This window comes from Haematobacter genomosp. 1 (genome assembly GCF_002196855.1).
Classification (GTDB): Bacteria; Pseudomonadota; Alphaproteobacteria; order Rhodobacterales; family Rhodobacteraceae; genus Haematobacter.
In genome coordinates this window covers 74019-93533 of the sequence record NZ_NIPW01000012.1, presented here as the reverse complement: position 1 = coordinate 93533, position 19515 = coordinate 74019, and the positions used below count along the sequence as shown (strand labels likewise).

At 68.3% G+C, this 19515-nt stretch carries 21 protein-coding genes and 1 tRNA gene; 15 read left to right on the top strand and 7 right to left on the bottom strand.

Features of this window, described 5'->3' with window-relative positions; all coding sequences use genetic code 11:
• A partial coding sequence (locus CDV49_RS09710; protein WP_088215331.1) for an AAA family ATPase occupies window positions 1–2486 on the bottom strand: 2486 nt, incomplete at its 3' end.
• A gap of 116 nt (window positions 2487–2602) precedes the next feature.
• Here CDV49_RS09710 and CDV49_RS09705 point away from each other — a divergent pair.
• From CDV49_RS09705 to CDV49_RS09690, 4 genes are all read left to right on the top strand, one after another.
• Entirely contained in the window at window positions 2603–3418 is an 816-nt protein-coding gene (locus tag CDV49_RS09705) for a GNAT family N-acetyltransferase (RefSeq protein ID WP_088215330.1), read from the top strand.
• Between the two features lie 94 nt (window positions 3419–3512).
• Window positions 3513–4001 (top strand): GNAT family N-acetyltransferase, encoded by a 489-nt coding sequence (locus tag CDV49_RS09700; RefSeq protein WP_088215329.1) that lies wholly within the window; start codon window positions 3513–3515, stop codon window positions 3999–4001.
• A 724-nt stretch (window positions 4002–4725) separates the two neighbouring features.
• Window positions 4726–5082 carry a CidA/LrgA family protein gene (locus CDV49_RS09695; protein ID WP_088215328.1) on the top strand — a complete coding sequence of 119 codons (357 nt, stop codon included), beginning with the start codon at window positions 4726–4728 and terminating at the stop codon, window positions 5080–5082.
• Window positions 5075–5794 (top strand): LrgB family protein, encoded by a 720-nt coding sequence (locus tag CDV49_RS09690; protein WP_088215327.1) that lies wholly within the window; start codon window positions 5075–5077, stop codon window positions 5792–5794. The genes CDV49_RS09695 and CDV49_RS09690 overlap by 8 nt, the downstream gene beginning before the upstream one ends.
• Here the strand turns inward: CDV49_RS09690 and CDV49_RS09685 are convergent.
• Entirely contained in the window at window positions 5787–6344 is a 558-nt protein-coding gene (locus CDV49_RS09685; protein WP_088215343.1) for a gamma-glutamylcyclotransferase, read from the bottom strand. The genes CDV49_RS09690 and CDV49_RS09685 overlap by 8 nt on opposite strands.
• A gap of 43 nt (window positions 6345–6387) precedes the next feature.
• Here CDV49_RS09685 and CDV49_RS09680 point away from each other — a divergent pair, with 43 nt between their 5' ends.
• Window positions 6388–7428: a DUF2125 domain-containing protein gene (locus CDV49_RS09680; protein ID WP_143413151.1), complete on the top strand. Its 1041-nt coding sequence runs from the start codon at window positions 6388–6390 to the stop codon at window positions 7426–7428.
• Window positions 7429–8219: 791 nt separating this feature from the next.
• Here the strand turns inward: CDV49_RS09680 and CDV49_RS09670 are convergent.
• The 4 genes from CDV49_RS09670 to aroQ all read right to left on the bottom strand — a co-directional run bounded on the left by CDV49_RS09670 (window position 8220) and on the right by aroQ (window position 11778).
• A complete protein-coding gene (locus tag CDV49_RS09670) occupies window positions 8220–9119 on the bottom strand; it encodes an extensin-like domain-containing protein (RefSeq protein WP_088215324.1) in 900 nt (299 codons plus the stop codon).
• Window positions 9120–10040 (bottom strand): prephenate/arogenate dehydrogenase family protein, encoded by a 921-nt coding sequence (locus CDV49_RS09665; protein WP_088215323.1) that lies wholly within the window; start codon window positions 10038–10040, stop codon window positions 9120–9122. It lies immediately after the preceding gene.
• Complete coding sequence (gene hisC, locus CDV49_RS09660) at window positions 10040–11134, bottom strand: histidinol-phosphate transaminase (protein ID WP_088215322.1); 1095 nt, start codon at window positions 11132–11134, stop codon at window positions 10040–10042. Before hisC ends, CDV49_RS09665 begins: the two co-directional genes overlap by 1 nt.
• A gap of 206 nt (window positions 11135–11340) precedes the next feature.
• Window positions 11341–11778, bottom strand: a complete 438-nt coding sequence (aroQ, locus tag CDV49_RS09655; protein WP_088215321.1) for a type II 3-dehydroquinate dehydratase — start codon at window positions 11776–11778, stop codon at window positions 11341–11343.
• 245 nt (window positions 11779–12023) lie between these two features.
• Between aroQ and CDV49_RS09650 the strand changes: the two genes are divergently transcribed.
• Complete coding sequence (locus tag CDV49_RS09650; RefSeq protein WP_088215320.1) at window positions 12024–12770, top strand: rhomboid family intramembrane serine protease; 747 nt, start codon at window positions 12024–12026, stop codon at window positions 12768–12770.
• 88 nt (window positions 12771–12858) lie between these two features.
• Entirely contained in the window at window positions 12859–13272 is a 414-nt protein-coding gene (gene msrB / locus CDV49_RS09645) for a peptide-methionine (R)-S-oxide reductase MsrB (protein ID WP_088215319.1), read from the top strand.
• 54 nt (window positions 13273–13326) lie between these two features.
• On the opposite strand, the gene CDV49_RS09640 is transcribed toward msrB, so the two are convergent.
• Window positions 13327–13791 carry an outer membrane protein assembly factor BamE gene (locus CDV49_RS09640; RefSeq protein WP_256947298.1) on the bottom strand — a complete coding sequence of 155 codons (465 nt, stop codon included), beginning with the start codon at window positions 13789–13791 and terminating at the stop codon, window positions 13327–13329.
• 205 nt (window positions 13792–13996) lie between these two features.
• Here CDV49_RS09640 and CDV49_RS09635 point away from each other — a divergent pair, with 205 nt between their 5' ends.
• The 8 genes from CDV49_RS09635 (at window position 13997) to CDV49_RS09600 (ending at window position 19360) form a co-directional block, all read left to right on the top strand.
• The gene (locus tag CDV49_RS09635; protein ID WP_088215317.1) at window positions 13997–14539 is read left to right on the top strand and encodes a YceD family protein; all 543 of its coding nucleotides are present in this window, start codon (window positions 13997–13999) and stop codon (window positions 14537–14539) included.
• A gap of 167 nt (window positions 14540–14706) precedes the next feature.
• On the top strand, window positions 14707–14913 hold the full coding sequence (rpmF, locus tag CDV49_RS09630) for a 50S ribosomal protein L32 (protein ID WP_084684014.1): 207 nt from the start codon (window positions 14707–14709) through the stop codon (window positions 14911–14913).
• A gap of 46 nt (window positions 14914–14959) precedes the next feature.
• Window positions 14960–16054 (top strand): phosphate acyltransferase PlsX, encoded by a 1095-nt coding sequence (gene plsX, locus CDV49_RS09625; protein WP_088215316.1) that lies wholly within the window; start codon window positions 14960–14962, stop codon window positions 16052–16054.
• Entirely contained in the window at window positions 16051–17025 is a 975-nt protein-coding gene (locus CDV49_RS09620) for a beta-ketoacyl-ACP synthase III (protein ID WP_088215315.1), read from the top strand. Before plsX ends, CDV49_RS09620 begins: the two co-directional genes overlap by 4 nt.
• Window positions 17026–17099: 74 nt before the next feature.
• Window positions 17100–17402: an integration host factor subunit alpha gene (gene ihfA, locus CDV49_RS09615; protein WP_035708692.1), complete on the top strand. Its 303-nt coding sequence runs from the start codon at window positions 17100–17102 to the stop codon at window positions 17400–17402.
• Between the two features lie 8 nt (window positions 17403–17410).
• Window positions 17411–18049, top strand: a complete 639-nt coding sequence (locus CDV49_RS09610) for a MerR family transcriptional regulator (RefSeq protein ID WP_088215342.1) — start codon at window positions 17411–17413, stop codon at window positions 18047–18049.
• Between the two features lie 109 nt (window positions 18050–18158).
• A tRNA-Pro gene (locus CDV49_RS09605) sits at window positions 18159–18236 on the top strand.
• Window positions 18237–18259: 23 nt separating this feature from the next.
• The gene (locus CDV49_RS09600; protein WP_088215314.1) at window positions 18260–19360 is read left to right on the top strand and encodes a 2'-deoxycytidine 5'-triphosphate deaminase; all 1101 of its coding nucleotides are present in this window, start codon (window positions 18260–18262) and stop codon (window positions 19358–19360) included.
• Window positions 19361–19515: the final 155 nt, after the last annotated feature.

Here is a 19515-nt window from a genome sequence, read left to right as displayed (position 1 = left end):
GCAAGCGCCTCCGGCACGGCACGGGCGCGGGCAAGATCGGCGGCGACGGCCGCCTCCCGCCCGTCCATCTCCCGGGCACGGTCCTCTGCCGCGGCGAGCCGTTCGGTCCAGCGCGCCTGTTCGCGCGAAACCTCCACCGCCCGCCGCTCCCGCGCAGTGCCCTGACGGCGGATATCCTCCGTGGCGGCACGGCGGTGCAGCGTGGCGGCCCGCGCCTGCTCTACCGCGCGCCGGGCGGCGGCGGCATCCTCGCGCAATCCGTCAAGCGGCGGGAAGGCGGTCATGGCCGCACGGGCCTCCTCCACCTCCTCCGCCGCGCGCTCCGCCTGTTCACGATGCGTGCGGGCGGCGAGGCGGGTCGTCTCCATCCGGCCTTCCGCCACCGAACGCTCCGTTTCCGCCCGGTTCAGCGCCCGGCTTGCCTCCGCCAGCCGCTGCTCCGCCTCCTTGCGGGCCATCCGGGCGGATTTCTCGGCCGCGGCTGCGGCGGCAAGGGCGTCCGCCAGCGCCTCATGCCCCTCGCAGAGCGCCTCCGCCCGCGCCTCCGCCTCCGCCAGTTCCACCCGCAGCGTGGCGAGGCGGTTGCGCTGTGCCAGTTGCCGCGCAGCATCCGACACGCCGTCCCCCGCGACACGGACGAGCCCGTCCCAGCGGAAAAGATCCCCCTCCCGCGTCACGAGCCGTACTCCGGGCATGAGCGCCGGGAGCAGCGCCGCCGCACGATCAGCCGTCACCACGCCGATGCGCGCCAGCCGGCGGGCAAGCGCCGGCGGGCCATCGACATGCCGGGCCAGCGGCTCCACCCCCTCGGGCAGTCCCCCTTCCCGCAGCGGCGGCAGGTGACGCCAGCCGGACCCGTCGCTCTCCCGCTCCGGCAGGTCTAGGTCATCGGCGAGCGCCGCGCCCAGCGCCTTTTCATAGCCTGCGGAGACGGTAACCTGATCCAGAACCCGGGCGCTCTTGCCGCGCGCCTGCTCCACCATCCGGCCGAGCGTCGTGACTTCGGCCGAGATCGCGCGCACGACGGCTTCGGCGGCAGTGCGTTGGGTCCGGGCCTCGCTCTCCTCTCCCTGAACGCGCCGGAGCCGCGTCTCCGCCGCGACGATTGCTTCCTCCGCGATCTCCACGGCACAGGCACCTGCCTCCTGCCCCTCCGCCGCAGCCTCCGCGGCTTCGACGGCGCGCGCCCGGAGATGCTCGGCCTCCTCCGCTTGCACGGTGGCGCGGGCGGCGTCCCGGAGGCTCCGTTCCGCCATGGTCTCGGCGGCGGAGAGCCGCCTCTGGCCGCTCTCATGATCGGCGACGGCACGGGCCAGCGTTTCCGTCAGCCCGACGAGCCGCGCCTCTGCTTCGGCCAGCACCTCTGCCGCGGCCTCTGCCGACTCCTCTGCCTCCGCCAGACGTTCCTCATGGCCATCGCCCGCCTGCAGAAGCGCGCGCGCCTCCTCCTCCAGCCGCCGGAGCGTTTCGCCCGCGTCCCGGTGGAGCGCGGCTTCCCGCTCCCGGTCGGCGGCAAGCTGGTCCGCCCGCGCGCGCAGGGTCGCAACCGCCTCTCCCGCGCGTGCCTCCTCCTCCGCAAGGGCCGCCTGCTGGAGACGCAGACGTTCCACGACAGCGGTGGCGATGGAGGCCTCCTCCCTCAGCCCCGGGATTTCGGCGGCGAGGTCCGTGCGGAGGGTGGCGGCTTCCTCTGCCGCGGCCCCTGTCTCCGCGGCCTTGCGGGAGGCCTGCTCCGCCCCGGTCCGTGCGGCTTCCGCGGCGGCGACAGCCTCCTGCCAGCGGGCAAGCAACAAGGCGCCCTCCGCCCGGCGAAGCGCTGCGCCGATCTCCCGGTAGCGGGCCGCCTGCCGCGCCTGCTTCTCCAGCACGCGCATCTGCTGGAGGAACTGCTCCAGCATGTCATCGACGCGCTCAAGGTTCTGGGTGGTGGCGGAGAGCCGCAACTCCGCCTCATGCCGGCGTTGATAAAGGCCGGAGATCCCCGCCGCTTCCTCCAGTATCCGCCGCCGGGCCTGCGGGCGGGCGTTGATGAGCTCGGCGATCTGGCCCTGCCGGACCAGCGCGGGCGAATGCGCGCCGGTGGAGGCATCCGCGAACAGCATCTGCACGTCCCGCGCCCGCACATCCTTGCCGTTCACCCGGTAGGCCGAACCCTGATCGCGGGTGATGCGCCGCACGATGTCCAGCGCATCGGTGTCATTGAAGGCAGGCGGGGCCAGCCGCTCGCTGTTGTCGATGCTGAGCGCCACCTCCGCAAAGCCCCGCGCGGAGCGGGAGGCCGCGCCCGCAAAGATCACATCCTCCATCCCGCCGCCGCGCATCGCGCTTGGCCGGGTTTCCCCCATCACCCAGCGCAGCGCTTCCAGCAGGTTCGACTTGCCGCAGCCGTTCGGCCCGACGACCCCCGTCAGCCCCTCGGCGATGACGAGGTCGGTCGGATCGACGAAACTCTTGAAGCCGTTGAGCCTGAGCCGTACGAAGCGCAAGGAGAACCTTCCCTCTGGAGTGGAGCGGGCATCCTAGGGCGAAACCTGCTGCCTGTCGATCACATCCCCACCGGCGGCAGTCAGACCCGGAATTGCCACAACATCTGGACCCAGACATGATTTCGATCGCCGCCGAAAGCCCCCTCACGCCGGATGGACGCGCCCTTGTCGCGGAAAGTCAGGCGCATATGGAAGCGGTGTTTCCGGGGGGCGGGATCTTCACCCTGACGGCGGAGGAGATCGCCGCCTCCCCCGGCGTCTTCCTGATCGCGCGGGAGGAGGGGCAGGCGCTCGGTTGCGTGGCGCTGGTGGCCAGGCCGGGTTACGGAGAGGTCAAGCGGCTCTGGATGCGCCCCGCCGCCCGCGGGCGGGGCGTGGCACGCAGCCTCATGATCGCGCTCGAGCAGGAGGCCCATGCCGCGGGCAGCCGCCTGATGCGGCTGGAGACCGGCCCGGCGCTGCCTGCCGCCGTGGCGCTCTATCGCGCGCTCGGCTACCGCGAGCGGGGGCCATTCGGCGACTACGATCCCCACCCGGACAGCCTGTTCATGGAAAAATCCCTCCCGCGGGAGGGCCGCTGCCTCTGTGGCCGCATCCGTTACCGCGCGGAGGGAGAGGTGCTCTGGCAGCTCCATTGCCACTGCGAAAGCTGCCGCAGGGCGACCTCCTCCCCGATGACCAGCTTCTTTGCAGTCAGGGACGGCGGCTGGCGCTGGACGGGCGAAGAACCGGCGAGCTACGCCTCCTCCCCCGGTGTCACGCGCTATTTCTGCCCCACATGCGGCTCCCCCATGGGTTATCGTCCGGCAAAGGGCGGCGAGATTCATTTCTACGCCTGTTCGCAGGACGATTCCGCCGCCTTCGCGCCCGAAGGCCATGACTTCGTGGAGGAGCGTCTGCCCTGGCTTCACCTGTCCGATCCCGGATCCTGACCTCGGCGGCATCGGTCGGGCGAAAGGCCCGCAGAGATCGCAACGCCCTCCGCTTCGGCGCTCCCGCATCCTCACACAGGCAAACCTCCGGCCCATGACACCCCGTATCGCGACCTCCGCAGATTTCCCGCAGATCCTCCGGCTGATCCGGGAGAGCTTCGCCTATATGGACGCGCGGATCGACCCGCCCTCCTCCATGCACCGGATGTCGGTCGCCTCCATCGCCGAGCAGGCGGAAACGGGGGAGGTCTGGCTGATCGACGGGCCCAGGGAGCTGCAGGCCTGCGTCTTTCTGACACCACAGGCAGAGGCACTCTATCTCGGCAAGCTCGCGGTGGCGGCGGCGGCGCGCGGACAGGGCCTCTCCCGGCGGCTGGTGGCCTTGGCGGAAACACGCGCCCGTGCGCTCGGCTACGCGGCGCTCGAACTCCAGACGCGGGTGGAACTGGTGGAGAATCACGCGATCTTTGCCGGGATGGGGTTCCACCGCGTCGCGGAGACAGCCCATCCCGGCTATGCGCGCCCGACATCCTTCACCTGGAGAAAGACCGTAAGCGCAGAAGCGTTGCCTCCCGCAGTTTGAGCCTCCCCGACGCCGGACGCGCAGACCCTGCGGAGCTTTCCACCATGCACGCCGTTCCACGCGATGCGTCCCGGAGCGCCTGTGCCCGGCCCGGCTCCCCACGCTCGCCGGATCGCTCTGCAATACCGGGTCGTGGAGAAAGACCGTCAGCGCGCAAGCGCCGCCCTCCCGTCGCCTGAGCCTCCCCGGCTGCTCGACGGGATGGGGACCGCCCGGAGCCTGCCGGGAGCTCTGTCAGAACGTGCGGAGCTTTCCACCATGCACGCCGTTCCACGCGATGCGTCCCGGAACGCCGGTGCCGGCCCGGCTCCCCCGCTCGCCGGATCGCTTTGCAATACCGGATCGTGGAGGAAGGCCGTGAGCGCAGAAGCGTTGTCTCCCGCAGTTTGAGCCTCCCCGACGCCGGACGCGCAGACTCTGCGGAGCTTTCCACCATGCCCGCCGTTCCACGCGACGCGTCCCGGAGCGCCTGTGCCCGGCACGGCTCCCCGCGCTCGCCGGATCGCTCTGCAATACCGGGTCGTGGAGAAAACCGTGAGCGCAGAAGCGTTGTCTCCCGCAGTCTGGTGAGGCCCCCGCCACACCTGCCGGACCAGCCCCGGCCCGTCTTGCGCCTCCCGCCCCGGCGGGCGTAGCTTCCGGGGGAGCCCATACGGCAGGCGCGTCCGCTTACCCCCTGCCGCTGCGGGCGTAGCCTCTGGCCATCCGCAAAAGGTCGCCCTCCATGATCCTGCCTCTGTTCCTCATCCTCGCCTGCCAGCTTGTCGGCGAGGCGCTGGCCCGGCTGTTTCCGATCCAGGTGCCCGGCCCGGTCGTCGGCATGGTGCTGATGGCCGTGGCGCTGGTGCTGTCGCCCCGGCTGGTCCGGGCGATCCGGCCCGTGGCGACCGGCATCCTCGGCAACCTGTCGCTGCTGTTCGTGCCTGCCGGTGTCGGCGTGATCGGGCATCTGCCGCTGCTGGAGAGCGAGGGGCTGGCCATCGGCGCGGCGCTTGTCGGAAGCACGATTCTCGCCATCGCGGCCGGGGCCGTGACCTTCGTCGCGGTCGCGCGTCTGATGAAGGGGGCGCGGCATGACTGACTTCGCGGAGATCTGGAGCTACCTGTCCCACGCGCCGCTGCTGTGGCTCACCCTCACGCTCGGCGCCTATGTGATCGCGGACGCGGCCTTCCGTGCGTCGGGGCGCAAGCCCTTCGTGAACCCGGTGTTGCTCTCGGTCATCATGATCGGCGGGCTGCTGCTGGCGACGGGCACGCCCTATCCGGTGTATTTCGAGGGCGCGCAATACGTCCACTTCCTGCTCGGCCCGGCGACAGTGTGTCTGGCGCTCCCGCTTTACGACAATCTGCCGAACCTGCGGACAGCCCTTATCCCCCTTGTCGCGGCTCTGGTCGTCGGATCGCTGACCGCCATGGGGTCCGTGCTGGTCATCGCGCATCTGCTGGGGGCGAGCCACGAGACGCTGCTGTCGCTCGTCCCGAAGTCGGTCACCGCCCCGGTCGCCATCGGCATCACGGAAAAGATCGGCGGCTCCCCCACCCTCGCCGCGGCGCTGGTCCTGCTCACGGGGATCATCGGGGCCATCGTCGTCACGCCGCTGCTCAACGCGCTCGGCGTGCGGGACTGGCGGGCGCGGGGCTTCGCGGTGGGGGTCGCGGCGCATGGGGTGGGCACCGCACGGGCGTTTCAGGTCAACGAGACGGCGGGCGCCTTCGCCGGGATCGGCATGGGGCTGAACGCCGTGCTGACCTCGCTCATCGCGCCGTGGATCGCGCGGGTTTTCCTCAACTGACCGGGGCCAGACCCCGCACACGCGCGGCAAGCCACATCAGATCGGCATCCTCGAAGCCCAGCGTCTCCAGATGACCGACGGTATTGTGCAGGTACTCGCTGTTCGGGCCGCGCCCGCCCGCCGCGGCGGCGATGATGCGGGCCTGCTCCTCCAGCGGCAGGTTCGCGCAATACTGCACATGGTCGGGGTCGATGACATAGGTCAGCGCCTCCACCCGTCTGCCATCCTCCAGCGTCACGAGCTGGGAGGTCTCGAGGTAGGCGGAACTGACAAGCTCCCGCTCCCTGAGCATCGCGAGCACCTCCGGCGCCTCCTCCGCGGCAACCGCCAGCGCCACACCGTCACAGAAGGCGCCCCCCTGCCGGTCGAGCGCGAGGACGAGCCCCGGCGCCTCCACCGTGCCGCGATGGTGGATGGAGCGCATGCAGAAGCACCTGTGCCAGCCTTCCAGCCGCGCGCGTTGCCGCGCAACCGGGCGGAACCCCGGCTCCCACATCAGCGATCCATACCCGAATACCCAGAATGCGATCTCCGCCACCTGCGTCCCCATCTGTTGCTTCGCCGCCTCCCGATATAGACAGAAGGAGCACAGCGTGAAGGGAAAGACCATGCGCTTCATCCTCGGCTTCGCCCTCCTCCTGCTGCTCGGCTGGACGGGATGGTGGTTCTTCGCCGCCTCGAAGGTGGAGCATGGTGCGACGGCCTTCATCGCGGAGCAGCAGCAGCGCGGCATGGCGATCGGACATCAGGGCCTGTCGGTCCGGGGGTTTCCCTACCGCTTCGATCTGGAACTGACCGCGCCCGACATCCGCGACCCCCGCAGCGGATACGGCTGGCAGGCCCCCTTCCTGCGGTTGCAGGCGCTGGCCTATCAACCCACTCACATCATCGCCACCCTGCCCGACAGCCAGACCATCCACCTCCCTGACCAGACGCTCGCCGTCACCTCCGCCCGGATGCAGGGCAGCATCCGCACCCGCCTGCCGCCCGGCATGGCGCTGCAACGGCTGGTCACGGAGGGGGAGGCGGTGACGCTTGCTTCCGACCGGGGATGGTCGCTGGCGTTGCCGAAGGTCGTGGCGGCCCTGCAGCCGACAGAGCAGCCGGGCGCCGCGGCCGACACCTATGACCTCTCGCTTTCTGCCGCGCAGCTTGCGCCGGGCGGCACACTGAGGCTCGACATCGATCCGCGGAGCCGCCTGCCGGATGCGATAGAGGCGGTGACGCTCGATGCCTCGCTCACTCTCGATGCGCCGCTCGACCGGGCGATGTTCGACCGGAACGGCGTCACGCCGGAGATTCGGGCGATCGGCATCCGCGATGCGGGCGTCATCTGGGGAAACGCCAACCTGCGGCTTTCCGGCGATCTGGCCATGGGCGCCGAGGGATTGGCGGACGGAACGCTGCATCTGCGTGTGAGCGGCTGGGAAACGATCCTGAACATCGTCATCGCGCTCGGCATCGTGCCGGAGGAGAACCGTTCGGTGGCCGAAGTGGCGCTGCGCGTCATGGCGGGAACCACGCTCGGGGCAAAAACGCTGGACGTGCCGCTGCGCGTCTCTTCCGGCGTGGTTTTCCTTGGCCCGGTTCCGCTGACGACCATCCCGCCCGTGCTGCGCGAACGGCGGGGATAGGCCCCGTCACCGGGGTGCTGCTGGCAGGAGGCTTTGGCGATAGGGTCAGGCGACCGGTGATCCTGCATGCCGACGCGCTGTGCACGGAGCCGGTCGCAACCCCGCCGGGTCAGGACGGAAATCAGCCGCGTCCGGCGTCCATGGTGCACCCCTCATGATCCTGATGCTTCGCGTCCGGGCGCGCCTGACGGAAGCGGTGGACTTAAGAGGCGTTGAGAAGGTAGTCCTAGGTTGCTCCGGGGCGGAGACTTTCCCTATATGGTTGACGATCTACCCCGGGAACCGCAGGTTTTGGTTCGTGACCGGACAGATTTTCTGGTTTTCCAACGTAAGGCCGATAGACCCATGTCTTTTTCAGCACTCTGTTAACAGGCTGCCGAAAAAGCTCTGAAGTGTCATGACCATACTCTGGAAATCGGGGAATCAGCCCCGGAATCACCAATAATGCATGGATTTCGGGCTGGATTTCACCCCGCCAGACCCAGAGATCTTTCTCAGCACCCTGTTCATGCCGGCTGAGAAGGCTTCGAGGCCTGTGATGGCGCGGCAGTCCCTCGCACTCCGATGAAATCCGGCCGAAAATCCTGCACATCTTGGCGATGCCCCGGGCCGGCTTCCCAAGCATAGGCATGGCGCTTCAGGCCTTTTCAGCTTTTCAGGCCGCCGCGGATCGCCGCGCGCGGCCACGGCCCGGCGCTGGACGATGCCCGTGGCGACGGGGCAGTGCACTCCGCCGCCAGCACGCCACCCGCTCAAGCCACCCGTCCCGGCCAGACGAACGGCACGCCGCGTCAGCGGCAATAGGCGCTGCCGTTGCGGCGGACGGCGGTGTCGAAATGCAGATGGTCTTCATGATAGCCGTCGGATCCGGGGCCAAGAGTGGTCCCGAAGATCCCGCAGGCCTTGCTGTGGGCGGTCTTCAGGATCTGCCCCGCCTGCCCCCTGCCCCAGTCCCGCGCGACATTGAGCGCCTGACCATTCGCCAGAACCACTGCCGCGACATCCACCGCCTTGCCGCGCCCATGTTCGGAGATCTTGCCGCCCGCCAGATTGTTGCGCGGACGGCAGGCATAGGTCCCGGCGATCTGGAGCGATTTCACTCCGCCCCCCTGCCGCCCGACGGCAGGCTTCAGCGCCGTCCTCACCCATTGGTCAAGGGCGGTCGCCGTCGGGCAATCCACCATCGCCGGTTGGCTGAGCTGGACGCCATCCACCGCCGTGACCTCCACCGCTTCGGGAATGCCGCAACCGGTAATACGGGAGGTGACAGGGGCGATCCGCCGTCCGGTCAGCTTCGGAACCCCGCAAAGGCCGGAGCCTTGCCGCGATGTGGCACCGGGCGGCACAGGGGCGATGAAGGACACGTTCTGCACCAGCGGCGCGGCCTCCCGCATGCGCTTCGCCGCGATCTGCGGCGGGCGGGGCATGGGGCGGAGCAGCGCGTCCAGCAGCGCCATCCCTTCCCCCGCCGCAACGGCCTTCCCCTGCGAAGCGGCAAGCCCTGCGGGCCGGGGCAGCGGGCGCGTTGCGGAAAGCACCGCCCCGCCCGGACCGGGCGTTGCCGGGGTGGTGCCGGATGCGAAAGGGCGCGTCTTCGGGACGTCGGACCGCAGCGGCCCCGCAGCGGCGGCACCCGCCAAAGCGATGCCCGTGAGACAGAGCCAGAGGGCGAGCGCGCGCCGCCGCTTCACTCAGTCGCCCGCCTTCGTGCGCCCGAAGTCGGGGGCGGCGGTATCCTGGCCCGCCTGGATGATGCCGCGCCGAATGGCACGCGTGCGGGTGAAATAGTCGAAGAGCATCTGGCCGTCCCCCATCCTGATCGCGCGTTGCAGCGCGAAAAGCTCCTCCGTGAACCGCCCGAGGATCTCCAGCGTGGCCTCCCGGTTGGTGAGGAAGACATCGCGCCACATCGTCGGATCGGAAGCGGCAATGCGCGTGAAGTCCCGGAAGCCTGCCGCAGAGAACTTGATTACCTCGCTATCGGTGACCCTGCCAAGATCATCTGCAACGCCGACCATCGTATAGGCGATAAGATGCGGAGTGTGGGAGGTGACGGCGAGGACGAGGTCGTGATGCTCCGCATCCATCGTCTCCACATTCGCGCCCATGCCGCGGCAGAGCGCCTCCAGCCGTTCCAGCGCCGCGTCCGATCCGCCCGGAAGCGGCACGAGGATCCACCAGCGATTGCGGAACAGCTCGGCGAAACCGGAGCGGGGGCCGGAATGCTCCGTCCCGGCAAGCGGGTGGCCGGGGATGAACTCCACCCCCGCCGGCACGAAGGGCGCCACGGCGTCGATCACCGCCTGCTTGACCGAACCGACATCGGTCAGCGTCGCGCCGGGCTTCAGATGCGGGCCGATCTCCCGCGCCACATCGCCCATGCCGCCCACCGGAATGCAGAGCACGACGAGATCCGCATCCTCCACCGCCTCCGCCGCCGTCTCCGTCACCCGGTCGCACAGGCCGATCTCCAGCGCCGTGGCCCGCGTTTCCGCGCTGCGGGCATAGCCGACGATCTCGCGCGCGAGGCCGGCCTTCCGTATCGCATGGGCCATGGAGGAGGCGATGAGGCCAAGCCCGATCAGCGCCACACGATCATAAAGCACCGCCATCAGACCGCTCCGCCTTCGCGCGCCTTGAACTGGCCGACCGCATGCGCCACGCGGCGGCAGGATGCCTCGTCTCCCACGGTGATGCGCAGGCAGTTGGGCAGGCCATAACCGGCCACGCGCCGCACGATCAGGCCCTGCGACTGAAGGTAGGTGTCACAGGCCTGTGCCTCCGCCTCGTCCGCGAACCGGGCAAGGATGAAATTCGCCGTCGAAATGTCCGAGGGCACACCCTTCTCCGCCAGCGAGGCCGCGAGCCATGTCCTCAGACGGGCGTTCTCCGCCCGGCAGCGCGCGACGTAATCCTGATCGCGGACAGCCGCCTCCGCCGTCTCCAGCTGCGCGCTGGACAGGTTGAACGGCCCGCGGATGCGGTTGAGCACATCCACGATCTCTTTCGGACCGTAGCCCCAGCCGATCCGCAGACCGCCAAGGCCATAGATCTTGGAAAACGTGCGCGTCATGAAGACATTGGACATCCGCGTCGCCAGAGCGGCCCCGGCATCATAGCCTTCCACATACTCGGCATAGGCGCCGTCCAGCACGAGGACAGCCCCCTCCGGCAGGCCGGAGGCCAGCCGCTCCAGCTCCGGCAGGCCGATCATCGTGCCCGTCGGGTTGTTGGGGTTGGCCAGATAGACGAGCCGCGTCCGCTCCGTGCAGGCGGCAAGGATCGCATCCACATCGGTCGTCCGCTCCCGCTCCTTCACCGCGACGGGCGTGCCGCCCGCGGCCAGCGTAGAAGTCCGGTAGAGCAGGAAGCCGTGTTCGGTGAACACAACCTCATCCCCCGGCCCGACATAGGCCTGCGCGAGAAGGTTCAGGATCTCGTCCGATCCCACGCCGCAGATGATCCGGGACGGCTCCAGCCCATGCACCTCGCCGATCGCCTGACGGAGCGCCGCATGATCCGTCGAGGGATAGCGGTGCAGCCTGTGCACGGCCCGGGAGAAGGCCTCCTTCGCGCGATCGGAAGGGCCGAAGGGGTTTTCGTTGGACGAGAGCTTGATCGCATCCGTCTGACCTGCGACATGCGATGCTCCGCCTTCATAGAGAGCGATCTCCATGATACCGGGTTGCGGGCGGATGTCGGACATGGGGCACCTCTCGCCAGAATTGCGCACCGGTCTTAAACGCGCGACCCTTTTTCCGCCAGCGACAAGTTGGCCGATGTGGCGCGCCGGCATCGCCTCGCGGGCTCTCGCGGGGCCTCGGCGCTTCCTGTCGAAGCGGGCGGTCCGAGGCCGATCATGCGGCGGGGCGGAGGCTTCTCCGCCGCGCCACTGCGAAGCGCGATCCGTCGTCAGTCTGCGACCAGCGTCGCCAGCCGGCGGAGCGCCAGAAGGTAGCCCTCCGTCCCGCAGCCCGCGATCACCCCGTCGGCCCGGAGCGAGACATAGGAGTGATGGCGGAAGCTCTCCCGCTTGTGGACGTTGGAGATATGCACCTCCATCACCGGCCCCTCGAAGGCATTCAAGGCATCGAGAATCGCCACCGACGTGTGGGTATAGGCCGCGGGGTTCATGACGATGCCCACCGCCTCCTCCCGCGCGGTATGGATCCAGTCCACAAGCTCCCCTTCGTGGTTGGACTGCCGGAAGACGATGGAAAGCCCAAGCGAATGCGCCAGCTTTTCGCAGGCGGTCTCCACATCGGCGAGCGTTTCGTGTCCGTAGATATCCGGCTGACGGCGACCGAGGAGGTTGAGGTTCGGGCCATTGAGAATATGGATGGTTTTCATGGTGCGGCTCCCTTCGGCCCCCTGCTTATCCCATGTTCCGGCCCGCGTCAGTGGGTCGGTGCAGGCTTCCGCACGGAGGCGCCGGCGGCGACGCAGGTGCGTGCCCGGCGCGGAGGAAGGGAGATGCCGAACGCGCCCGTGCCCCGGCGCGGCCAGACCGGCGCCGGATGTCGCATGACCGCCCGCGGCTGCCTGCGAAACCCATCGCGCCCTTGACCCTTGCCGCGTGCCGGAGAAAATGACGCATGTTCCCGTTTCGCGATCACAATCCCGCCTCCCGTCAGCCGATCGTCACCTGGCTGCTGATCGCGCTCAACGTCGCGGTCTTCGTGATGATGTTGCCGCTGATGGCGGACCCGGCGGGGCTGGCTGCCTTCTACGACCGCTGGGGACTGGTGCCCGCCCGCTTCATGGCGGGAGAGAGACCGGAAACCGCGTTGACGTCGATGTTCCTGCACGGAGGCTTCCTGCACCTCCTCGGCAATATGCTGTTCCTCTATGTCTTTGGCGACAATCTGGAGGACCGGATGGGGCGGCTGCCGTTTCTGGCGTTCTACATCGCCTCCGGGCTGGGTGCGGGAGCGTTGCAGATCGCGGCGGGGCCGACGTCTTCCGTGCCGATGGTGGGCGCCTCCGGTGCCATCGCCGGGGTGATGGGCGGCTATCTCCTGCTGTTCCCGAAGGCGCGGGTCGATCTTCTCGTCATCTTCATCTTCTTCATACGGATCATCACTCTGCCCGCCTCCCTGGTGCTGGCCTACTGGTTCGTGATCCAGATCGTTGCCGGTGCCTTCACTGCGGAGGCGGATGCCGGGGTCGCGCACTGGGCGCATGTGGGCGGCTTCGTCGTGGGAGGTCTGCTCGCGGTGCCGCTCTGGCTCCGGCTCGGCGGCCCGGCGTTCTGGCGGGCGACGGAGGGTGCTCCTCCACATCCGGCGGCCGCGACCCGGCTCCGGCGGACGCACGTTCCGGTGATCCGCCGACGCCGCTGACGCCCGCCCCGGCCCCCGGGGTTGGAGCGTCCCCGCTCCATCCCTACCTTGAAAACAACCGCACGTCGCGGATCACCGGAGGACCCCAATGACAGACATCAAACAAAAACCCCTCCCCGTGCAGAAGACCGAGGCCGAATGGCGGGCACAGCTCTCCGATCTTGCCTATCGCGTCACGCGGGAGCAGGCGACGGAGCGCCCCTTCAGCCACGACGCCTTCCCGCAGGGTGCCGCCATCTATCGCTGCGTCGGCTGCGGCACGGAACTGTTCGATCAGGCGGAGAAGTTCGACAGCCACTGCGGCTGGCCCGCCTTTACCGCCCCGACTGAGGGCGCTCCCGTGGGCGAGAGCGTGGACCGCAGCCACGGCATGGTGCGGGTGGAGGTGCATTGCGACAACTGCGGCGCGCATCTCGGCCATGTGTTCCCCGACGGGCCGGGGCCGACGGGGCTGCGCTACTGCATCAACGGTGTGGCGCTGGTCCACGAGCCGAAGGAATGACCCTCGTCCGCTGACGCGCCGGCAGCCGGTGAGGTCGCGCCACGCGGCGCGGTCTTACCGGTCTTCGGGCAGTATCTGGTCAAGGCTCGGAGTGCCGAGGTTGCGCAGGAGCTGGGTGACGAAGCTGACGTTGGAGATGCCGGATTCGGTCACGCGGCGCGACAGGACGACGACATTGCCGTCCTGCAGGCCGAATCGCTCGATATTCGCGACATGGCCGCTCGGGGCAAAGGAAATCGCCAGAACCTGCCGGTCCACGTTCTCCGGCGCCAGCGCGCCATAGTTGCGGAAGCGGTCCTGCACGAAATACCAGGCGGAATCACCCATCACCCCGTGCGTGCTCGGCTGTCCGATGGACTGGGCGACCGTCTCGCGCGTATCGACGCCAACGCGCACCTGTTCCAGCTCATGTTCCGTCGGAACATAGCCATGGTCGCGATAGACGGGGCTGCAGGCCACCAGGAACGGCAGGGCGAGGCAGGCAACGCTCCGCCACGCCAGATACCGGAGCTTGACCATTCCGTCCCCTTGTCTTTTGCTTCCAAGCGTCCCCATGGCTTACAGAAGGTCACGCTCTGGTTCAAGGAAGGAAGATATACCCTTCGTCGGATGCAGCAATGCGGTGCTTGCGCCTGCCGTTGCTTCGCCTATCTGGAGGGATGAGCTGCGGCGAACGCTGCATCCTGCCACCGCCCGCCACGGGCCTCGAGATCGCGGAGCGCCCATGCCCCTGTCCTTTTCCCATCCGATCCGCATCAACAGCCTCGGCCCGCGCAAGCCCACCCGGTTCGATTTCAAGCCGGATGGGGAGGAGCTTGCCGACCTTGCCGCCGCCGTTGGGGCCTCCAGCCTCTCGGGTGTGCATTTCCGCGGCGAAATTCGGCCCCTCGGCCGGGAGGACTGGGTGCTTGAAGGGCATCTGACGGCAGAAGTCGTTCAGCCCTGCATCGTGACGCTCGATCCGGTCACCACCTATGTCAGCGAAGATGTGGAGCGGCGGTATCTCGCCAATCCGCCCGAACCCCCGGCGGAAGAGGCTGAGATCCCCGAGGATACCGATGCGGAGCCGCTCGGGTCCACCATCGACCCGGGCGCGGTCATGGCAGAGGCGCTGGCCCTTGCCATGCCGCTCTATCCGCGGGCGGACGGCGTGGAGATCGGCGAACAGGTATTCACCGAACCGGGTGTTGCGCCGATGCGCGACGGCGACGTCAAGCCCTTTGCCTCTCTTGCGCAACTGCGTGAAAAGCTGGCAAAGAAGGACTGAACCGCCGGGTCCGCCCTGATGGCGGACCAGAAAGGGCTTGCGCCCACCGCGAATCCGGCTATGTTCCCGGCCTCGTTTAACCGCTGGCTGCCACGCTCCCGGAAGGAAGAGGGCGGCTGGCTCATGTGCTATCAAAGGGGCCTGTCCCCCAGAGTCGAGGTTGTGACATGGCTGTCCCTCAGAATCGCGTTACCCGCTCCCGTCGCAACATGCGCCGTGCGCATGACGCGCTCGTCGCCGCCAATCCGAACGACTGCCCGAATTGCGGCGAACTGAAGCGCCCGCATCACGTGTGCCCGTCCTGCGGCCACTACCACGAACGTGAAGTGGTTGCCGCCGGTCAGGACGTCGATCTGGACGAAGACGCGGCATAAGTCGCAGTCGGGATACGGCAGAAAGCCACCACGAGTTACGGACCGCATGGAGCCCCAGACGGACACCACACGCATCGTCATCTCCGTCGATGCGATGGGCGGTGATCGCGGCCCCTCGGCGGTCGTCGATGGCATCGTGGAGAGCGCTGAAAAGAATCCCGACGTTTCGTTCCTCGTTCACGGGAACGAGGCGGAGTTGAAAAAGCTCGTTGCGCGCCGCAAGCCCCTTGCGGCGCGCTGCGAGATTCGTGCGACCGAACGGGTTGTCACGATGGATGAAAAGCCGTCCTACGTGATGCGGAACGGCGCGGGCACCTCCATGTGGTCCGCCGTGGACAGCGTGCGGAACGGAGAGGCCGCGGCGGCGGTCTCCTGCGGCAATACCGGCGCGCTCATGGCGGTCTCCATGCTGCGGCTCAGAAAGTTGCCGGGCGTGAACCGCCCCGCGATCGCCAGCGCTTGGCCCTCACGAAATGCGCATGAGTTCAATGTCATGCTCGACATGGGCGCCGATGTGCGCGCCGATGCCGAAGATCTGGTGCAGTTCGCCGTCATGGGCGCCTCCTACGCCCGAAACGCGCTCGGCCTTGCGGAACCCCGCGTCGGCCTGCTGAACGTGGGCACGGAGGAGAACAAGGGTCGGGCAGAGCTGAAGGCCGCGCATGAGCTGATGCCCACCGCCGCCGGTATCAGCAACTTCGCCTATATCGGTTTCGTCGAAGGCAACGACATTCTGGGCGACAGGGCCGATGTGATCGTGACGGACGGCTTCACCGGGAATGTCGCGCTCAAGACGGCGGAAGGCACTGCCAAGCTGGTGGCCGATTCGCTGCGCGAAGCGTTCCAGAAGACACCGCTCTCCCGCATGGCGGCATTGCTCGCGATGCCATCGCTCAAGCGATTCTCCCGCCGGATGGACCCGCGCCGGTCGAACGGCGGCGTCTTTCTCGGGCTGAACGGGCTGGTGGTGAAGTCGCACGGATCCGCCGATGCGACGGCGATGGCCGCGGCCATCAACCTCGCCATCCGGCTCGCCCGTGCGGGGTTCCAGGATCGCCTCGCCTCCCGCGTCGCCACGGCGCTCGCCACCCTCCAGACCGGCGAGACCGCCGGATCCACCAGCAGCGGAGCCACCGAATGACGAGACGTGCCGCCGTCCGGGGCGTGGGGCATTACCTGCCCGCCCGGATCGTCCCGAATGCCGAATTCGAGGCGACGCTCGAAACCTCCGACGAATGGATCCGCAGCCGGTCCGGCATCGAACGCCGGCATTTCGCTGCGGAAGGGGAGGCGACATCCGGCATGGCCGCCGAGGCCGCACGGGCAGCGCTTGCCGATGCGGGCCTGCAACCGGGCGACATCGACGCCATCATCGTCGCGACCTCCACCCCCGATCTCACCTTCCCCTCCGTCGCCACCATGGTGCAGGAGCGGCTCGGCATGACGACGGGCTTTGCCTATGACGTTCAGGCGGTCTGCGCGGGCTTCGTCTTTGCGCTGGCCAATGCGAACGGCATGATCCTGTCCGGTCAGGCGGAGCGTGTCCTCGTCATCGGGGCGGAGACGTTCAGCCGCATCCTCGACTGGACGGACCGCGGCACCTGCGTGCTCTTCGGCGACGGCGCGGGCGCTCTCGTGCTGGAAGCCACGACCGGCAATGGCCTGCCCGGCGACCGCGGCATCCTTTCGGTCGATCTGCATTCGGACGGGCGCTACCGCGACATCCTCTACGTGGACGGCGGCGTCGCCACCACGGGGACCGCGGGCGTGCTGAAGATGCAGGGCAAGGAAGTCTTCCGTCAGGCGGTGGAAAAGCTCGCCGAGACGGCCCATGCCGCGCTCGCCAAGGCGGGGCTGGAGGCGCAGGACGTGGACTGGATCGTGCCGCATCAGGCGAACCTGCGCATCATCAAGGCCACGGCACAGCGCATGGGCCTGACGATGGAAAAGGTCGTGGTGACCGTACAGGATCACGGCAACACCTCCGCCGCCTCCATTCCGCTCGCCCTGTCGGTGGGCAAGGCGAACGGGCAGATCAAGCGCGGCGATCTCGTCGTCACGGAGGCGATCGGCGGCGGGCTTGCCTGGGGGTCGGTCGTCATCCGCTGGTGACCGGCATGTTGACTTGGCCGGCTTAATCCCTGACAGTCATATGGATTTCCAGTGATCTGTTGCGAGGATAGACCATGAGCCAAGGCACTCTCACACGCATGGATCTGAGCGAGGCCGTCTTCCGCGAGGTCGGCCTGTCTCGGAACGAGTCGGCCGCGCTCGTCGAGAGCGTGCTTCAGCACATGTCGGACGCGCTGGTGGCGGGCGAGCAGGTGAAAATCTCCTCCTTCGGCACATTCTCCGTGCGCGACAAGTCCGCCCGCGTGGGCCGCAACCCGAAGACCGGGGATGAGGTGCCGATCCTGCCGCGCCGGGTGATGACCTTCCGGCCCTCCCACATCATGAAGGATCGCGTCGCCGCCGGAAACCGGGGCTGATCTTGGCGATCGGGGTCGAGAAATCACCTGAGGCGTTCCGCACGATCAGCGAGGTCTCCGACGAGCTCGGCGTGCCCGCCCATGTGCTGCGTTTCTGGGAAAGCCGCTTCACCCAGATCAAGCCGGTGAAGCGGGCGGGCGGGCGGCGCTACTACCGCCCGGAGGATCTGACCCTCATCGCAGGAATCCAGCGGCTGCTGCATGAAGAAGGGCTGACCATCCGTGGCGTGCAGAAGATCCTGCGCGAACGGGGCATTCAGCATGTCATCGCGATCGGCCTGGGGGAGGAGATGGGCACCGCCTATGATGCCCCCCTCCGCCCGACCGCGATGGTCCGCACCCTCCGCCCGCGCGAGGCACGCGCCGCGCGGGAGCCTTCGCCGATTCCCGACCCCATCCCCGAACCCGGCCCGCCACCCGAGCCGGAACCGGACCCGGATCCCGCCCCTGGGCCGGGCCTGCCGGTCGCTGCAGGTTCGGTGGGAGATGCGCCCCCTTACGCGCCGCATCCCGCAGCGGTTCTCTGGCTGGATACGCATGCGCTGCTGGCCCGCCTCCGCCAGTTGCCGCTCGCGGCCTTGCCCGAAGCGGCCCCGCTGCAGTCGCGGCTTCTCGCGCTCCGGGACAGGATGCGTCAGGCGGGGTGACATCGCCCCGCAGGCGCCGCCCGTCTCCCGCGGGCGCCGTGACTTTTGCGCGCAGAAACTGCGCTTTGCCGCTTGCCCCTGCCAGCAAAGTCGCTATGTATGCGCCCGTCGGGCCGTGGCGCAGTCTGGTTAGCGCGTCCGTCTGGGGGGCGGAAGGTCGCGAGTTCGAATCTCGCCGGCCCGACCATTGAATTCCGCAGCAGATTGGGGATGACCGGGGTGCATGATGTGACATTGCCCACCGGCGTTCTCCCTGATCGCGCGATCTCCCGGATGATTGCCGATGGCGTGATCTCCGCCGGAGCACCCGTTCTCCCCGCCCAGATACAACCCGCGAGCCTTGATCTCCGCCTGTCCGGCACCGCCTATCGCGTGCGCGCCTCTTTCCTTGCAGGCCGGGGGCGGACGGTGAAGGACCGGATCGCCGAATTCGGCATGCATGAGATCGACCTCCGCCCCGGCGCGGTGCTGGAGAAGGGCTGCGTCTATCTGGTGCCGCTGGAGGAACGTCTCGCCCTCCCCGACGGGATCGCCGCCGTTGCGAACGCCAAAAGCTCCACCGGGCGGCTTGACCTCCTTACCCGCATGATCACCGACGGCGGGACAGAGTTCGACCGGGTTGCCCCCGGCTATGAGGGGCCGCTTTACGCTGAGATCTGTCCCCGCTCCTTCTCCGTTCTCGTGCGGCCCGGAATGCGCCTGAACCAGATCCGGTTCAAACGCGGCAATGCCGTGCTCACGGATGCGGAACTCGCCGCGCTCCACGCGAAAAGCGCGCTCGTCGCCGGGGGGAAGCCGGTTATCGACCAGGGGCTCGGCTTCTCGGTTGATCTGAAGCCCGACAGCGGAACGCTGGTCGGCTACCGGGCCAAGCCCCATGCCGGGCTGATCGACCTCGACCGGATCGGCGGCTACGACCCGGCCGATTTCTGGGAGGAGCTGCACAGCACGGATGGGCGGCTGATCCTCGATCCGGGCGCGTTCTACATCCTCGTCAGCCGGGAGGCGGTGCACATCCCGCCCGATTGCGCGGCCGAGATGGCCCCCTACCTCGCGATGGTGGGGGAGTTCCGCGTGCATTACGCAGGTTTCTTCGATCCGGGCTTCGGCCATGCGGCGGCGGGCGGCGCCGGTTCCCGCGGCGTGCTCGAGGTGCGTTGCCACGAGGCGCCTTTCGTGCTGGAACATGGTCAGATCGTCGGGCGGCTGGTTTATGAGCGGATGGCCGAGCTGCCGGACAGGCTCTACGGTGCGGGCATCGCCTCCAATTATCAGGGCCAGGGGCTGAAGCTCGCCAAGCATTTCCGCTGAGGTTTTACGCAGCGGAATCCCTCCGCGCCGGGTTGCACCCCGCCGCCGCGGTCAATATGTCAAAGGCAGAAACGAACCGGAGCGGTCAGGGACCGGCGGTGCGGGTCAGTTGACCTTGCGTCTTGCCGTGATATGTCCCGACCAAGCAAAGGATT

What these genes read in the sequence shown, in the direction of transcription:
- CDV49_RS09690 (WP_088215327.1), top strand. Translation starts at nt 5,075, where the DNA reads ATGACTGACTTCGCGGAGATCTGGAGCTACCTGTCCCACGCGCCGCTG.
- CDV49_RS09700 (WP_088215329.1), top strand. Translation starts at nt 3,513, where the DNA reads ATGACACCCCGTATCGCGACCTCCGCAGATTTCCCGCAGATCCTCCGG.
- CDV49_RS09665 (WP_088215323.1), bottom strand. Translation starts at nt 10,040, where the DNA reads ATGGCGGTGCTTTATGATCGTGTGGCGCTGATCGGGCTTGGCCTCATC.
- msrB (WP_088215319.1), top strand. Translation starts at nt 12,859, where the DNA reads ATGACAGACATCAAACAAAAACCCCTCCCCGTGCAGAAGACCGAGGCC.
- ihfA (WP_035708692.1), top strand. Translation starts at nt 17,100, where the DNA reads ATGAGCCAAGGCACTCTCACACGCATGGATCTGAGCGAGGCCGTCTTC.
- CDV49_RS09600 (WP_088215314.1), top strand. Translation starts at nt 18,260, where the DNA reads ATGACCGGGGTGCATGATGTGACATTGCCCACCGGCGTTCTCCCTGAT.
- CDV49_RS09620 (WP_088215315.1), top strand. Translation starts at nt 16,051, where the DNA reads ATGACGAGACGTGCCGCCGTCCGGGGCGTGGGGCATTACCTGCCCGCC.
- aroQ (WP_088215321.1), bottom strand. Translation starts at nt 11,778, where the DNA reads ATGAAAACCATCCATATTCTCAATGGCCCGAACCTCAACCTCCTCGGT.
- hisC (WP_088215322.1), bottom strand. Translation starts at nt 11,134, where the DNA reads ATGTCCGACATCCGCCCGCAACCCGGTATCATGGAGATCGCTCTCTAT.
- CDV49_RS09640 (WP_256947298.1), bottom strand. Translation starts at nt 13,791, where the DNA reads ATGGTCAAGCTCCGGTATCTGGCGTGGCGGAGCGTTGCCTGCCTCGCC.
- CDV49_RS09695 (WP_088215328.1), top strand. Translation starts at nt 4,726, where the DNA reads ATGATCCTGCCTCTGTTCCTCATCCTCGCCTGCCAGCTTGTCGGCGAG.
- plsX (WP_088215316.1), top strand. Translation starts at nt 14,960, where the DNA reads ATGGAGCCCCAGACGGACACCACACGCATCGTCATCTCCGTCGATGCG.
- CDV49_RS09650 (WP_088215320.1), top strand. Translation starts at nt 12,024, where the DNA reads ATGTTCCCGTTTCGCGATCACAATCCCGCCTCCCGTCAGCCGATCGTC.
- rpmF (WP_084684014.1), top strand. Translation starts at nt 14,707, where the DNA reads ATGGCTGTCCCTCAGAATCGCGTTACCCGCTCCCGTCGCAACATGCGC.
- CDV49_RS09705 (WP_088215330.1), top strand. Translation starts at nt 2,603, where the DNA reads ATGATTTCGATCGCCGCCGAAAGCCCCCTCACGCCGGATGGACGCGCC.
- CDV49_RS09685 (WP_088215343.1), bottom strand. Translation starts at nt 6,344, where the DNA reads ATGGGGACGCAGGTGGCGGAGATCGCATTCTGGGTATTCGGGTATGGA.
- CDV49_RS09635 (WP_088215317.1), top strand. Translation starts at nt 13,997, where the DNA reads ATGCCCCTGTCCTTTTCCCATCCGATCCGCATCAACAGCCTCGGCCCG.